Annotated in this window: 20 protein-coding genes; 14 read left to right on the top strand and 6 right to left on the bottom strand. The window is 60.8% G+C overall.

Translation table 11 applies throughout. The features are described from left to right. Positions 1-95: 95 nt before the first annotated feature. The 9 genes from MA04_RS10930 to MA04_RS10970 all read left to right on the top strand — a co-directional run bounded on the left by MA04_RS10930 (position 96) and on the right by MA04_RS10970 (position 6248). Positions 96-395: a hypothetical protein gene (locus MA04_RS10930; protein ID WP_262460427.1), complete on the top strand. Its 300-nt coding sequence runs from the start codon at positions 96-98 to the stop codon at positions 393-395. 225 nt (positions 396-620) lie between these two features. Then, a complete protein-coding gene (locus tag MA04_RS10935; RefSeq protein ID WP_262460429.1) occupies positions 621-932 on the top strand; it encodes a DUF2695 domain-containing protein in 312 nt (103 codons plus the stop codon). A gap of 76 nt (positions 933-1008) precedes the next feature. Continuing rightward, positions 1009-1668, top strand: a complete 660-nt coding sequence (locus MA04_RS10940; protein WP_262460431.1) for an alpha/beta hydrolase — start codon at positions 1009-1011, stop codon at positions 1666-1668. A gap of 197 nt (positions 1669-1865) precedes the next feature. Then, positions 1866-2642, top strand: coding sequence for a nucleotidyltransferase domain-containing protein (locus tag MA04_RS10945; protein ID WP_394356147.1), 777 nt, complete (start codon positions 1866-1868; stop codon positions 2640-2642). A gap of 46 nt (positions 2643-2688) precedes the next feature. Then, positions 2689-3321, top strand: coding sequence for an immunity protein Imm33 domain-containing protein (locus MA04_RS10950; protein WP_262460434.1), 633 nt, complete (start codon positions 2689-2691; stop codon positions 3319-3321). A gap of 430 nt (positions 3322-3751) precedes the next feature. Then, a complete protein-coding gene (locus MA04_RS10955; RefSeq protein WP_262460435.1) occupies positions 3752-4381 on the top strand; it encodes an SDR family oxidoreductase in 630 nt (209 codons plus the stop codon). A gap of 22 nt (positions 4382-4403) precedes the next feature. Continuing rightward, positions 4404-5036, top strand: coding sequence for a LysE family translocator (locus MA04_RS10960; RefSeq protein WP_014993667.1), 633 nt, complete (start codon positions 4404-4406; stop codon positions 5034-5036). 22 nt (positions 5037-5058) lie between these two features. After that, positions 5059-5676, top strand: coding sequence for a glutathione S-transferase family protein (locus MA04_RS10965; RefSeq protein WP_262460438.1), 618 nt, complete (start codon positions 5059-5061; stop codon positions 5674-5676). A 95-nt stretch (positions 5677-5771) separates the two neighbouring features. Beyond that, positions 5772-6248 carry an anthrone oxygenase family protein gene (locus tag MA04_RS10970; protein ID WP_262460439.1) on the top strand — a complete coding sequence of 159 codons (477 nt, stop codon included), beginning with the start codon at positions 5772-5774 and terminating at the stop codon, positions 6246-6248. A gap of 16 nt (positions 6249-6264) precedes the next feature. Here MA04_RS10970 and MA04_RS10975 read toward each other — a convergent pair whose 3' ends face one another. The 4 genes from MA04_RS10975 to MA04_RS10990 all read right to left on the bottom strand — a co-directional run bounded on the left by MA04_RS10975 (position 6265) and on the right by MA04_RS10990 (position 8932). After that, positions 6265-6642, bottom strand: coding sequence for a DUF427 domain-containing protein (locus MA04_RS10975; protein ID WP_233916996.1), 378 nt, complete (start codon positions 6640-6642; stop codon positions 6265-6267). A gap of 27 nt (positions 6643-6669) precedes the next feature. Further along, a complete protein-coding gene (locus MA04_RS10980; RefSeq protein ID WP_262460441.1) occupies positions 6670-7050 on the bottom strand; it encodes a ribbon-helix-helix domain-containing protein in 381 nt (126 codons plus the stop codon). Positions 7051-7112: 62 nt separating this feature from the next. Continuing rightward, complete coding sequence (locus MA04_RS10985) at positions 7113-7682, bottom strand: DJ-1/PfpI family protein (RefSeq protein WP_262460442.1); 570 nt, start codon at positions 7680-7682, stop codon at positions 7113-7115. 107 nt (positions 7683-7789) lie between these two features. Beyond that, complete coding sequence (locus MA04_RS10990; RefSeq protein ID WP_262460444.1) at positions 7790-8932, bottom strand: aromatic ring-hydroxylating oxygenase subunit alpha; 1143 nt, start codon at positions 8930-8932, stop codon at positions 7790-7792. Between the two features lie 236 nt (positions 8933-9168). Here MA04_RS10990 and MA04_RS10995 point away from each other — a divergent pair, with 236 nt between their 5' ends. The 3 genes from MA04_RS10995 (at position 9169) to MA04_RS11005 (ending at position 11267) form a co-directional block, all read left to right on the top strand. After that, a complete protein-coding gene (locus tag MA04_RS10995) occupies positions 9169-9564 on the top strand; it encodes a hypothetical protein (RefSeq protein WP_063141808.1) in 396 nt (131 codons plus the stop codon). 118 nt (positions 9565-9682) lie between these two features. Continuing rightward, positions 9683-10663: an aldo/keto reductase gene (locus MA04_RS11000; protein WP_262460446.1), complete on the top strand. Its 981-nt coding sequence runs from the start codon at positions 9683-9685 to the stop codon at positions 10661-10663. Positions 10664-10730: 67 nt separating this feature from the next. After that, on the top strand, positions 10731-11267 hold the full coding sequence (locus MA04_RS11005) for a tellurite resistance TerB family protein (RefSeq protein ID WP_163126502.1): 537 nt from the start codon (positions 10731-10733) through the stop codon (positions 11265-11267). Positions 11268-11277: 10 nt separating this feature from the next. On the opposite strand, the gene MA04_RS11010 is transcribed toward MA04_RS11005, so the two are convergent. Continuing rightward, complete coding sequence (locus MA04_RS11010; RefSeq protein WP_163126503.1) at positions 11278-12069, bottom strand: sulfite exporter TauE/SafE family protein; 792 nt, start codon at positions 12067-12069, stop codon at positions 11278-11280. A 148-nt stretch (positions 12070-12217) separates the two neighbouring features. Here MA04_RS11010 and MA04_RS11015 point away from each other — a divergent pair, with 148 nt between their 5' ends. Next, positions 12218-13003: an AraC family transcriptional regulator gene (locus tag MA04_RS11015; RefSeq protein WP_262460449.1), complete on the top strand. Its 786-nt coding sequence runs from the start codon at positions 12218-12220 to the stop codon at positions 13001-13003. Between the two features lie 9 nt (positions 13004-13012). Here the strand turns inward: MA04_RS11015 and MA04_RS11020 are convergent, their stop codons facing one another. Beyond that, positions 13013-13705: a DJ-1/PfpI family protein gene (locus tag MA04_RS11020; RefSeq protein WP_262460450.1), complete on the bottom strand. Its 693-nt coding sequence runs from the start codon at positions 13703-13705 to the stop codon at positions 13013-13015. Here MA04_RS11020 and MA04_RS11025 point away from each other — a divergent pair. Next, positions 13704-14741, top strand: coding sequence for a GlxA family transcriptional regulator (locus tag MA04_RS11025; RefSeq protein WP_262460451.1), 1038 nt, complete (start codon positions 13704-13706; stop codon positions 14739-14741). The two genes, MA04_RS11020 and MA04_RS11025, sit on opposite strands and share 2 nt — an antisense overlap. Positions 14742-14865: the final 124 nt, after the last annotated feature.

The raw sequence follows: 14865 nt of genomic DNA on the forward strand, positions 1-14865 counted from the left end.
CCGGTGTCCGCCGTGGGCCGTCCGGGATGACCGGGCGGCCCGCCTGCGTTAGGGTAAGTCCCTGTCGTAAATCGCCCCGGGTGACAACGCCGACCATGGATGCCGCCGCCTTCAATCATGAACTCGATGCCCACCTGGCCCGCTCCGGCAGGGTGGATCGCGATACCTTTGAACGTCTGCTGCAGGCGCATCAATACGGTACCGCCACGCCGATGCAATGGCTGGAAGGCAAACTGCGTCTTTTGCACAAGCGCCTGAGTTCGGGGCAGGCACTATGGCTTTACCAGCCCTGCTCGGGAGCTTGTTTGGAATGTCATACCGAGACGGATTTTATGGGTTGGGCTGGACAGTATTTCCCGGAAGCGAAAGTGGACCAACCACGGGGTATGTCCTGAACGGGATCCTGGCTGGACCACCAGATGTGATAATTGCAGAGAACGCAGTCACAGATCACGCTGGTGATGCTGTCCATCCGGAACCATTTGACCGGCAAAGCACTCCAGTGGAAAGGGGACTCCGGCCGCTATCGTGTAGGCAAGCATCGGCAAGGCCGGTTCCTCCCCCCCCCCCTCAATTCATACCATGGCGCGGACACCGGGCGCCGCGCCGGAGAAAGACGGATGGATCAAGCGGCCAAGAAGGCGCTCAAGGCTGAATTCAAAGCAAAACGGCGCGCGGCATTATGTGCTTCCTTGCCGATGCCATTGGCACAATTGAAAGCACTGTTCTCCTTTCTTGATCGTACCGATGCCCCGCCTTGCGACCATTCCCTGACCCGGACACGGGTATTCCTGAATCAACAGGGCCTGGCGTCGGAGCTTGTGGTGCCCTGGCTGAACGAACACGGCGGCTATTGTGATTGTGAAGTGCTGGCCAATGTCCACGATGAGGTGGGTGACTTGATCGGCTGGCACTTGGACGAGGAGTATTGAGGGGAAGGCGGAGCGCACGGAGGATCGTGTTAGACTCCCGCCATCGTCAGTCTGTCAGCCGGAATTCCCTGTTCTAATGAGCGCATCAGCTTCTCAACGTGAAACCCGTTATCTGCAAGGCCCGGCGGGGCGCCTTCGCCTGACGCTTGATCATCCTGATGATGCGCCCTGTGGCGTGGTGCTGGTGGGCCATCCTCAGCCGTTGCTGGGCGGTTCCCCCCGGCATCCGGTGCCGCATTCTCTGGCGCGGGTCTTGCGCGATGCCGGCTGGCTGGTGGTAAGACCGAGTTTTCGCGGTGTTGATGACTCGGAAGGGGAGCACGGTGCCGGTGAAGGGGAAGAGCAGGATACCCTGTTGATGATCACGGCCTTGCGTGAGGAGTATCCGCGGCTCCCCTTGGCGCTGGTGGGCTTTTCCTTCGGCGCCTATGTGTTTGCCCGTGCCGCCACCAGACTGGAGGCCCGACAGCCGGTGGACGGGTTGGTGTTGATGGGACTGCCGGTGGGGCAGGTCCCGGACGGCCGCTATTACCAGCCGCAGCCCATTCCCGATAATGCGCTGTTGTTGCATGGCGAAAACGACGAACGGGCGCCGTTGACGGACCTGCTGCAATGGGTCCGCCCGCGGCAACGGCCGGTAGTGGTGTTCGCCGGTACCGACCATTTCTTCAAGGGTTGTCTGCCCCGCGCCGCCGCCATGGTGGTCGGACACCTTGCCGCGATTGCCGTCCGCTGATCCCGCCGATCCATCAAGGAACGTAAAAAGTGGCCGAAACGGCATGCGGGTACACTCAGTATGGCCGCTGTCACGAGCATACTGGCGAGCCCGCTTGCCCGGGGCTGGCAGGGTTGCATGTCATGCTCCATCGTTGTGATGGTGGTGATAAGGGCGAACCGGCGATGACCAACCGGAGGAAGAGGTAAAACCGGACTATGATTGATGAGTCAGTAAGAGAAGAAATCATGCGCCGCATTCGTGACGCGGAGCAGGAGCACGGGGTCCGTGTGCTTTATGCCGTGGAATCCGGCAGCCGGGCCTGGGGGTTTGCCTCCCCGAACAGTGACTATGATGTGCGCTTTGTCTATGTGCACCCCCACGACTGGTATCTCAGTGTGGATCTGGAAGACAAGCGCGATGTCATCGAGTACGAAATCGTCGACGACATCGACATCAATGGCTGGGATCTGCGTAAAGCATTGAAGCTGTTCTGGAAGTCCAACCCGTCCTTTGTCGAGTGGATGCAGTCCCCCATTGTTTATGTGGACGACCGTACCTTCTCCGAAGGCGTCCGCTCGCTGATGCCGGGTATATACTCGGTGGCGAAGGGCGTGCACCACTACCACAGCATGGCCAAGACCAACTATAAGGGATACCTGAAAGCCCAGTTGGTGCCGTTGAAAAAGTATTTTTACGTGCTCAGGCCGCTGCTGGCGATCCGCTGGCTTGAGACCCATGGCGAGCCCGCACCCATCGAGTTCGAGCGCCTGCGTGAAACCCTCACGGATGCGCCGGGGGTAAACGATGAGATCAGCAAGCTGTTGGAACGCAAGAAGCGCAGTCAGGAAAAGGAATTCGTGCCGGCGATCCCGACCTTGAACCGGTTTATCGAGAAGGAACTTTCACGCCTGGCCAGTTATCAGGAAGACCCCGCCGAACGAACCGAGGACCTGACCGCCTTGAGTCAGTTTTTCCGCTCCTTCCTGAAGTAATAGAGCCAATAGTGAACCATGGATTGATATCAAGGGGCGGAATCTGATGGACTGCAGTTGGAGACTGGCGGATACCCAGGTGTTGGCGGATCAATACCCGTACACCTTCTACAAGCCATCACCGGAAGCCATCGCCAGGCTTCGGGTCGGTGATCTGGTCAAACTGATGTTCGAGTTTGACAGTGACGACCCGCAGGCGCCGGGGGCGGAACGGATGTGGGTATTGATCACCGACATCCATGATGATCAGCGTTTCAGCGGGAGCCTGGAGAATATCCCTCTCTATATAAAGGACCTGCGCGCCCATGACCCGGTGCGGTTCGAGGCTCGTCACATCATGGGGGTGCAGATTCCTGATCCTGTTCCCAGCCTTGCCGACAAGTATTTGCCGCGCTGTTTCGTCACCGGAAAAGTGTTGCGCGATGGTGAACCGGTGGGCTTGCTCTACCGGGAGACACCGGAATACGACGATGACAGCGGTTGGCGCATTCTTGTCGGCAACGAGGATCAGACCTATCTGGACGATCCGGACAATGCCGCCTACGTGTCCCTCGGCGCGGTGTTGACCGAGGACGACAGCTTTATCGGGCTGCTCGACCGGGAAGTGGGCGCGAGATTCGTGCGGGACGGCAATGGCGCCTTTATTGAGCAATCCGAGCCTCCGGTGTCGACGGCGTGAGCTCACCGGAGGCTCGTTATTATTTGGGAGAAGGGGAGCCTCCCCGCTATCTCGCCGCCATGCACACGGAGGCGTCGTCGGGGGAACTGGTTTTCGCTGGCGGCGATGAGCCGCGTCATACTCTGAAGTTCTCTGATCAATCCGCATTGTACCGCCAGCTACGGCAACTGTTGGCGAGCCGCCTGCCTGTGGCCGCCGGCGGTATGATGCCGGGACCAGTGGATGAGGTTGCGGCCTTGATCGCCGTGGGCTGCTTGGAAGGTCCTTATGTGGAGCTCGCCTGGTCAGGGCCGGGCCAATGGATTCTCCGAGAGCACATCGAAGGCGCTGAGGTCTGGCGCAAGGTTGCGGATTCCGCAGACTGGGTTAATGTGAAACTCCCGTTGAATTGAGAACGCGGAGGGCCGAAGTTCCCGCGAGGAGTAGAGCAATGACGATTCTGGTGGTGGGTGCCAACGGGCAGATCGGACGGCAATTCTGCCAACTGGCGCAAGACGCGGCGGTCCCGTTCAGGGCCATGGTGCGAAGTACGGAACAGCAAGCCTGGTTCCGGGAACGGGGCATGGATACCGTGCTGGCGGATCTGGAAGGGGATCTTGACCATGCCTTCGACGGCTGTGATCAGGTGTTGTTCACCGCCGGCTCCGGGCCGCATACCGGGGCGGACAAGACACTGCTGATCGATCTGCACGGCGCCATGCGGGTGGCCGATCTGGCCAAAAACAAAGGGCTGTCCCGCTATATCCTGGTGAGCGCCCTGCGCGCCGACGATCCGCTGCGGGCGCCGGAGAAGCTGCGGCCCTACATGGCGGCGAAAAAGGCGGCGGACGACTACCTGAAGAACCGGGGCGTGCCCTACGTTATTCTCAAGCCGGGACGTCTCACCGACGACGCGGCCACCGGCAGGGTGGCGACCAGCGTGGAGGAGGCCGGCGACAACGTGGTGTCCCGCGCCAATGTGGCGGTGGCCTTGCTGTATCTGGTACGGACCCGGTCTCTGGTGAACCGGGAATTTGGTCTGCTGGACGGGACAAAGACGCCGGAGGAAGCGCTGGTGTAAGGCGCGACCGGGGGACTGAAATATGGTGCCACTGCAGGATCTGATTATTTTCGCCGGTGCGGCGTTGCTGATGGTGCTGACACCGGGCCCCAACATGATCTATCTGATCTCCCGCTCGATTTGTCAGGGTCGACGGGCTGGTGTGATTTCCCTGCTTGGCGTGATCGCCGGTTTTCTGGTGCACATGCTGGCGGCGGCGCTGGGGCTGACCGCCCTGTTCCTGGCGGTGCCGTTGGCTTATGAACTGTTGAAGTGGGCCGGTGCCGCGTATTTGCTGTGGCTGGCCTGGCAGGCGGTGAGGCCGGGTGCCCGTTCGCCGTTCGAGCCCCGTGATCTGCCCGCGGATTCCGATGGCAGGCTGTTCCTCATGGGGTTTCTGACCAATGTGTTGAACCCGAAGATAGCGGTCTTCTATTTGTCCATTTTCCCTCAATTCATAGCCGTGGCGAACGGCTCGGTGTTCCTGCAAAGTATCACGCTGGGGCTGACGCAGATTCTGGTCAGTTTCTCCGTCAATCTTGCCATCGCTTTGTCCGCCGCTGGTATTTCCGGCTGGTTTGCCCGTAACCCGTTATGGCTGGCGCTGCAACGCTATGTAATGGGCGGCGTGCTGGCGGGTCTGGCGATCCGCTTATCGCTGGAAGAACGTAAATAACAGGGAAGACAAGGAGGGCTCCGTGATTCTGTACGATGATCCGATATCCGGCAATGGTTACAAGATCCGTTTGCTGCTGGCGTTGCTGGGAATTTCCTACCAGTACGTACCCGTGGACATCCTGCGCGGCGAATCCCGTACTCCGGAGTTCCTGGCGAAGAACCCCAACGGACGCATTCCGGTATTGCAATTGGATGACGGCACCTTCCTGCCAGAGTCCAATGCGGCACTGTTTTATCTTTCGCAGGGCACGGATTACTGGCCCGGAGATAAGGTTCAGCAGGCGCGGGTAATGCAGTGGCTGTTCTTCGAGCAGTACAGCCATGAACCGAACATCGCCACCGCCCGCTTCTGGCTGGCGATCAAGGGGCTTGAAGAGACGCCGTTCAATCGCAAGCTGCTGGAACAGAAACATAAGGGCGGCAATGAGGCCCTGACGGTGATGGATGCGCATTTGAGGACGCGCGCGTTTTTTGTCGGGGAGCACTACACCATTGCCGACATTGCCCTTTACGCCTATACGCATGAAGCCCACGAGGGTGGTTTTGATCTATCCCGGTATCCTCATGTGCGAGCCTGGCTGGACCGGGTGAGCGCGCACCCGGGGCATGTAACCACCGAGCAGATTCCAAAGGCCTAGGGCAGGGTATGCCGATTCGATGATGTGGCTTTAATGTCGAAACGGTGATGGTTAACTCGACAACGATAAAACGGGGTCACCACCGAGGGTCTGCCATGAGTGTATTGATTCTCTTCCTGCTGTGCATCGGCGCGGGCATTGTTGCCGGCGTCTTCTTCGCCTTCTCCTCCTTCATCATGAAAGCGCTGGCGGGGCAACCGCCGGAGCACGGTGCCGACGCCATGCGGCGTATCAATGTCACCGTGCTCAATCCCGGGTTTCTGGGGATCTTCATGGGCTCGGCAATCCTCTCCGTTGCCGCCATCGTGGCGGCCTTCGTGCCCTGGCACGCCGGGCCGTCGCTGGGGATGATCGCCGCCGGGGTCTGTTATCTGCTGGGTACTTTTCTGGTCACCATGTTGTTCAACGTCCCCCGCAATGAGCGCCTGGCACGAATGACGGATGGTTCGCAGGAGGCTCACCGTTACTGGGCTCTGTACTTGCGTGAGTGGACGTTCTGGAACCACGTTCGGACTCTGGCGGCGGCTTTGTCGGCCGCCGCCGCGGCGATGGCGCTGTGGTTGATGCCCTGACCCTTGGGCGTGAGCCTCAGGCTTCGGGTAGAACCCGGATGTCCTCCACCCGATCCGGATAGAACGCCAGGTACTCCTTGATTTGCGCCACCGCGGGGAAAGGCTTCGGGTAACTCCATACGGCGTTCTCACCCTGCTCTCCGGGCAGACTGAAGTAACTCGCCTCGCCTTTGTACGGACAGTAGGTTTTCAGTGGTGTCGGTGTCAGCAACGACAGGTCGGTATCGGCGCGGGGAATGTAATACACATCCGGCAGATCGGCCTCGCTCACCGTCAGCGTCGCGCGGCTGTCGGCGACGATGGCACCATCGGCGATCACCACCACGCGCCCTGGTGTGGGATGGATATCAATCGGATGATCGGGGCCGGGCTGCTTGATCGGGCGGTCGCTCATGAGGATGACTCCCGCAGGACGAAAGGGTTAGTGGGTGGTTTTGCCAGCCCTGCCGTGAGGTTTGCCGCTGGCGGGCTCGCGCGCCAGAATGCCTTCCGCGTCCAGGGATGCGATTGCCACCCGGGTGTCGGCGGGGATGTCGCCGCTCAACTGCAGGGCCAGGTAGCGCATGGCGCAGACACGCAGGAAGGACGTGAAATTCCCGAGATCATGGCCGGCGTCGATGGACTCATGATAGAGCCGGGTGATCATCTGCGGCAGATTCATGCCGTCCCGCTCCGCCACCTCCTCAAGCACACGCCAGAACGCGTCTTCAATGCGCACACTGGTGACCATACCGTCGATGCGGAGGGAATGGGTACGGCTGACCCAGAGTTGCGGGTCGGCGTTGATGAACAGCTTGCACATGATGAGGTCCTTCGGGCGCCCCCGAACCCGCTATTAGGGCAGGGGCACCCGCACTGGCCCGGTTATTGATTGAGCAGCTTGAAGAACTGGGCCAGCCAGGCCGGGTGGGCCGGCCAAGCCGGTGCTGTCACCAGATTACCATCGGTTACCGCATCGTCAACGTCGATGCCGGCATAGGTGCCTCCGGCCAATTCCACCTCCGGCTGGCAAGCCGGGTAGGCGGAGCAGGTGCGGCCTTCCAGCACCCCGGCGGCGGCGAGCAGTTGCGCGCCATGGCAGATGGCGGCCACCGGCTTGTTGGTGTCAAAAAAGTGCCGTACCAGGTTTTGCACCTCAGTGTTCAGGCGCAGATATTCCGGCGCCCGGCCACCGGGCACCACCAGGGCGTCGTAGCGGGCGGGATCGATACCGTCGAAGTCGGCGTTCAGGGCAAATCGATGCCCCGGCTTCTCGGTGTAAGTCTGATCCCCTTCGAAATCGTGGATGGCGGTGGCCACGGTGTCGCCCGCCTTCTTGTCCGGGCATACCGCATGGACGGTATGTCCGACGGCCTGTAGCGCCTGGAACGGCACCATGGTTTCATAGTCCTCGGTAAAATCACCGGTAATCATCAGAATCGTTTTGGCGCCCATATCGGCCTCCCGCTGTTGTTGGTATGGACTCAGGAAAAGTCCGGCAAGGTCAGGAAAAGTTAGCAGGGGCCGGTGCCGGAGGGGTATTACACCGCTACTACGTGTGGTTAACGCTGTTCGAGAAGCTGTTGCAGCTGGTGGTGAAAGCGCGGAGCGCTGTATTCGAAGGTACCGAACGTCAGCGCTTCATTGGCGCCGCTGGCGAGCCCGCTCTGGATCGACTCGGCCAGGTCGTAGTCTTCCGCCAGGGTGCGGCGGTACAGATCCACGTTGGCCTGCCAGTAGCTCCGAGCTTTGTCGCTGTCCGGGGCATGCGGCACAAGCGTGGTCTCGTGAACCCGGGTCAGACCGGGAGCCAGCGGTTCGAGGGTACTGAACTGGGTGTGGTCCGGTTGCACCAGGAAGGTGGTGTTGGGAAAGAAATAGTAGATGATGTTGCCATAATCCCGTGGCTGGAACCGGTCGCGAGGTGGCGGCGATGTGGGATCGAAGTTGGCCTTGAGCAGGAACAGGCGCCGGTTCAGGTCGAACTCGTCGATGATCTGGAGGTTGTCGGTGAACATGTGGGCGATGGTGTCGCGGTGGGCGATCTTGAAGTGATATGCCTCGAAGGAGCCGTCCACCAGCAATTTCCAGTTTGCCTTCACCAGGTAGGAACGGGAGGCGAAGCCCTGGGGATGCGCCAGGTCCAGAGTTTCCAGTTCCGCCATTAAGGGATCGAGGTGCGGCTCGATATCCTGATCGGCCTGATCCGGATCCAGAATCAGCCAGATCATGCCGGCGCGTTCGCTCACCGCCAGCCGGCGCAGCCCCGAACGAGACCGGTCCAGGCAGGGAAAACCAAATTCCTGCGGCAGTCCTTTGAGGTCGCCGTCCGGCTTGTAGGTCCAGGCGTGATAAGGGCAAACGAAAGCCCGAGCACCATGACCGCGCCCGGCGGGCACCACGCGCGCGCCACGGTGACGGCAAACGTTGAGGAAGGCTCGCACCGTACCGTCGGATTGGCGTACCAGCAACAACGGGGTGTCATAGCAATCCAGGGACAACCAGTCACCGGCCGTCGTCAGCTCGGATGCGGCCGCCACCGGAATCGGGCGGCGAAGAAACAGGTCCCTCTCCTGTTCGAAATGGGGCTCGGACAGATAGCGGGAAACCGGGACCGAACTGGCCTGCTCATTGCCTTCGGGACGCTCTCCGGTCAGGGCGGCGAGCGCGCGGTCATACAGGTCGCACCGGGCACTTTGTTTCATGATTGTTCTTTTGATGAATTTTTCGGTAACAATTTGACTGAGAATGCCGTAGCCCTCCCGCGGAGTCAATCATTCCCATGAACCCCGTCACAGCCAGGCCATGAGTACCCGGGGATACTTGAAGCGGGCTGGCAAATTGATGGGGAGCCGGCCCGTTGTCTACGAATAGACTCCAAGGAAGTCCATACACAACTATCTATACATAACTATCTATACACAAAAAGGAGTGCTTCGATATGGATATTGAAGAAGCCCGGCGGGTTGTCTCAGCCCTGGCCAATGGTGTGCATCCGGTAACCGGTGAAGTTCTGCCGGAAGAGCATTTGTACAATGAACCTGCCGTTATTCGTTCCCTGTTTACGCTGCTGAAAGCTGTGCGGATGCCCAAGCGGGCGCCGCTGAGTCTGGAGGATCGGCAAAAGGAGAACATTAAACTCGGCCGCCCCAGAAATGCCGGGCTGCCGTGGACAGAGACGTTGCGGCAAGAGCTGGCGAGTCAGTTTGGTGATGGCGCGAGCATCGCGGATCTGACCGGCCGCTTCGAGCGCACCCGAGGAGCGATCTTGTCCGAATTGCTTCGCCAGGGGCTGATTGAACCGGATCAGCGGCAAGCGGAGATGGAGTCCCGCTAGCGCCAGCGGAGGTGTCTGTTTCCGCGTTTGGGTATACAGTGCGAAAATCGCATTGGCCACGGCCATTCGTCTCTTCCGGAGGACAGCGAATGGCCGTGGCAAAACGGGGAGAGCGGATATGAAATACACTCGACTGGGCCGTACCGGCCTGAAGGTATCCCGGCTTTGTCTGGGATGCATGACCTACGGCATTCCCGATCGCGGCAAGCATGCCTGGACCCTGGATGAGGAGCGCAGTCGGCCGCTGATTCGCCAGGCGCTGGAGGCCGGGATCAATTTTCTCGATACCGCCAACGCCTATTCCGACGGTACCTCGGAGGAAATCGTCGGGCGCGCCATTCGTGATTTCGCCCGCCGGGATGAGATCGTGCTGGCCACGAAAGTGTTCATGCCGATGTCCGGCGATGCCAATGGTGGCGGCTTGTCCCGCAAGGCGATCATGCGGGAAATCGATAACAGCCTGAGACGCTTGGGCACCGATTATGTGGACCTGTATCAGATTCATCGCTGGGATTATCGCACCCCCATCGAGGAAACCCTGGAAGCGCTGCACGATGTGGTGAAAGCCGGCAAAGCCCGCTACATCGGCGCGTCGTCCATGTACGTCTGGCAGTTCGCCAAGGCGGTGTTTACCTCGCGTCAGAACGGCTGGACTGAGTTCGTCAGCATGCAGAACCATTTAAACCTTCTGTACCGGGAGGAAGAGCGGGAGATGCTGCCGTTCTGCGCCGACCAGGGCATCGGCGTGCTGCCGTGGAGCCCGCTGGCACGAGGGCGTCTGGCGCGCGAGCCGGATCAGGACAGCGATCGGCAGCGTACCGATGAGTTTGGCAAGGGGCTCTACGTGCAAATGGCGGAAGCGGACCGCCGCGTGATCGAGGCAGTGGGCGAGGTGGCCATCGCCCGCGGCGTACCGCGTGCGCAGGTGGCGCTGGCCTGGCTGCTGCATCAGTCTCCGGTGACCGCGCCGATTGTCGGTGCCAGTAAACCGGCGCAACTGGACGATGCGGTCAATGCCTTGTCCCTGGAGCTGTCCGGGGAAGAGATCGCCGCCTTGGAGCAGGCGTACATTCCCCATGATGTGGTGGGATTCAGCTGAGCCTGATGAGCAAAACGCCGCTATAATCGTGACGCCGATGACATCATGGAGACAGGGAGGTACGGGCATGCATATCGTACTGGGTTTACTGGGGACACTGGTCACGATTCTGTGGCTGCTTTATCGACTGGCGGAGATGGGGATCGATCTGGGTGGACTGAATCCCTGGGCCTGGCGCCGTCGTCGCCAGTGGCGCAGCCGCAGCCAGGGCAACCCGATTTATGCTCTGGAAAGCCCCCTGGAAGTGACGGCGCTGTTAATGACCGCCGCCGCCAAACTGGATGGCGACATGAGCGGCGAGGAAAAGCGAACCCTGTTGACGCTGTTCCGGGAGACCTTCCACCTGTCCGAGGCCGAGGCCTCGGATCTGTTGACCGCTTGCGTGCATTTGTTTGGTAAGGGCGAAGAAATCCGGGATAACCTGGCGGCGGTGGTGCGGCCCTGTCTTGACCGGTTTTCACCGGAGCAGGCCGAGTCGGCACTGGATCTGGTGGAGCGGATCATCCAGTTGGAAGGAAATCCTTCGCAGCGGCAACGGGATCTGCTCGAACAGCTGCAGAAACTGCTCCGGCCCGCGCCTCCGGAAAAAGGACAATGGCAGTAGTGTTCACGGGTTACGGCCACAGACTGACGATCAGCATCAGCAGTAGAAGCAGCAGGTAGGCCCGGGCGTGCAGTTGGTCATTAATCGCCGGGATGCAGTGTCTCGCGAACAGCATTCCGGCGACGCCCGCGATTACCAGGACACCGAGAATCCTGGTGTTGACGTATCCCAGATATTCCGCACCAAGCGACTGGTCTTGTCCCAGCCACGCGTACATCACCGTGCCGACCATGGCCACCGGCATTGATAACGGGTTGGCGGTGCTGACGCAGTACTTCATGTCATGGCCATGCCGGCGTAACAGCGGAACCGTCATGACACTACCGCCAACGCCAAGCAGCGTGGAGATGGCGCCGATCAGCGGGCCGCCGACCCAGCGGGTCGTGAGGCCTATCCGGCGGGGCTTGGATTTACCCAGGAACCCCTTGCGCAGCAGGCCATCCAGCAGCGTCCCCGCCAGATAAACACTGAACAGTATGCGTAATATCGAATCGTCGAGAAGATCGGCCAGGCCGGCACCCAGCACGGCGCCCATGCCGATGGGAAGAAGGAGTGGGGTCAGGGCCTCTCTAAGCAGATATCCCCGGCGCCAATTGGTGTAAGTGGCATAGCCGGCGTTCAGGATCATCACCGCCGTGGACGTGGCGACGGCCACGCGCATGCCATTGCCGCCGCCAACGCTGGTGGCGTTGACGAAATGATAGACGAAGGGGACCACCACGAAGCCGCCGCCGAAGCCGAACAGCAAAGTGGTGATGCCGGTGGCGAAGCCGGCCACGGCAATGACGATAATGTAGTCCATGATAGTCGGGTCCCATTGTGCCTGGATTGTTTTCGGAGTCGAAAGCATACGTCGCTGCCGCCGAGCCGGTATCATCGATCCGGCCAACCCTGATCGTGTTTCGGCCAGGGTGAGGCAGGATGGGCACACAGGGACTTGGAAGAGGGCGATGCGAAATATCCCTATCGACGACATTGACGATACGCCGCGTCCCTTGGTGGCGATCCGCACCGATTATGCCGATGGGCAGGTGTTGCCCTGGCACTGTCATCGCCGAGTGCAATTGCTCTACGGCGCTACGGGGGTGATGCACGTTGCCACACGGGCGGGGAACTGGGTTGTGCCGCCCGGACAGGCGGTCTGGATTCCGGCCCAAGAAGCACATCAGGTGCGCATGCTGGGGGTGAGCACGCACAGCCTTTATCTGGAGCCGAGTGCGGTGATCAGGCCTCCGCCGGTGTGCCAGGTGGTGAAAGTGTCGCCGTTGTTGCGTCAGCTGCTGGCGGAAGCGGTACAGTTACCTTTGTTGTATGACCTCGATGGCAGGGATGGCATCTTGGTGGGGCTGGTTTTCCATGAGCTGGCGGGGCTGTCGTCTTTGCCGTTCCATATTCCATTGCCCGAGGATGAGCGCTTGCAGACAGTCTGCCGCGCGTTCCTGGATGAGCCGGACATTCACGCCCGCATCGAACACTGGCTGCCGCGTCTGGCCATGAGCGAACGCACCTTCAGCCGCTTATTCAAACAGCAAACAGGCCTGTCGTTTCTGCGTTGGAAACAACAGGCCTGCGTGGTGCTGGCGCTGGAGCGTTTGACGGCCGGAGAATCGATCACCCGTATTGCCCTTGAATATGGCTACGACAGCCCGGCGTCGTTCTCCACCATGTTCCGGCGGCGGCTCGGCCAGCCGCCATCCCATTACCGTCCGGACCGCCCACGGCATCGCCCGGACTGAGCGGTCGCCTCACTTGTCTTGCGACAGACGCCGCGCCGCCCGGCGGGTGGCTTCCCAGCGCGCCGGCATGGCGGCGGCCATGGCGTCATTCACTTTATCCAGTATCGGCGCTGGCGCGGTTTCCGGACGGCCCGCGTTGAAGGGGGGCTGTGGCGCGTATTCCAATCCGAGTTGAATGGACTGGGCGACGTCGGCGCCGGCCAGTTCCTCGATCACGGTAAGCGCGAAATCAATACCCGCGGTCACCCCGCCGCCGGTGATCAGATTGCCGTCGCGCACCACCCGTTCCGGATCCGCGATGGCGCCGAGTTCACCGAGCATATCCCGCCAGGCCCAATGGCAGGCGGCCCGCTTGCCTTCCAGCAGGCCGGCGGCGCCGAGAATCAGGGAGCCGGTGCACACCGAGGTCAGATAACGGGCACTGGCGGCCAACCGTTTGAGTTCCAACAGATAGGCCGGGTCCTCCATCACCGCCACGCAGCCCAGGCCGCCGGGTACACACAGCACATCACAGTGGGGGATATCGGTGAGTGCCGCCAGCTCGGCGAATACCAGACCGTCGGCGTGCACCGGATCACCGTGCAGAGAAGCCACCTGGAGCCGGGCACCTGGCAGCCGTGCGAAAAACATATGCGGACCGGTGAAATCCAGATGGGTGACATCATCGTAAACGGCGAACACGATATTCAGAGTTTGCGTCATGGTGGGTCTCCTGCTTGACGCTCTCAGATTAGGGGAGCAAGGTGATGGCGCCAATGACCAGTTTCCCTCGATTTGCGCCATGCATCGAATTGCCTTCTATGTGTTTCCCGACTTCCAGTTGCTGGATCTCAGCGGTCCGTTGGCGGCCTTTCAGAGGCTGGACCAACTGGCGCCGGAGCAGGCCTACGATTTGCGCGTGCTTTCCCGCCAGGGCGGCAACGTGCGCAGCACCGCCGGTATCTCCATAGACACCCTCAAACCCGGTCGTGCGATGGTGGATACTCTGATCGTGGTTGGTGGCCGGGGGGCTCACCGGTTGGCCGAACAGCGTGAAGAACGGGACACTGTCCGGCGTCTGGCACGGCGGGCCAACCGGATCGCCAGCGTCTGTACCGGTGCGGTGATCCTGGCGGCGGTGGGACTTTTGGACGGGCGCCGCGTGACCACGCATTGGCGTTATGCCGCTCAACTGCAACGGCGCTATCCGGCGTTGAAGGTGGAGGGTGATCGCATCTATATCCGTGATGGTCATATCTGGACTTCCGCCGGCATCACCGCCGGTATCGATCTGGCGCTGGCCATGATCGAGCAGGATCTGGGGCTGGAATTGTCGCGAGCCGCCGCCCGGGAGCTGGTGGTACAGCAACGGCGCTCCGGCGATCAGTCGCAGTTTTCCGAGGCACTGGCGCTGGAGCCTGAATCCGATCGCGTTCGCATGGCGCTGGACTTTGCCCGTGCCCATCTGCATGAACCTTTGCCGGTGGAACGTCTGGCCGAGGCGGCTTGTTTGGGAACGCGCCAGTTCAGCCGTTTGTTCCGTGCCGAAACCGGGGAGACCCCGGCGCGGGCGGTGGAACGGCTGCGGGTGGAAGCGGCCCGGCATCGAGTGGAAGCCGGCCACGAGCCCATTGAGCGGATTGCCATTATGTTCGGGTTCAATGATCCGGAACGCATGCGCCGCGCCTTCGTTCGTCGTTTCGGGCATCCCCCGCAAGCGTTGCGGCGCCAGGCACGTGGGGACACCCGGCGTTATTGATCCAGATCACTGATCAATCCGGTTTGTCATCGCCAGGTGTTGGGGCGGTTCGCCCATTGATACCGATCAAAACATAAAGATTCATTTTAAATGCATATTTAATCCAGACCGCGACGGAGAGCCC

Origin of the sequence: Alloalcanivorax balearicus MACL04 (genome assembly GCF_025532145.1) — a bacterium.
Taxonomy (GTDB): domain Bacteria; phylum Pseudomonadota; class Gammaproteobacteria; order Pseudomonadales; family Alcanivoracaceae; genus Alloalcanivorax; species Alloalcanivorax balearicus.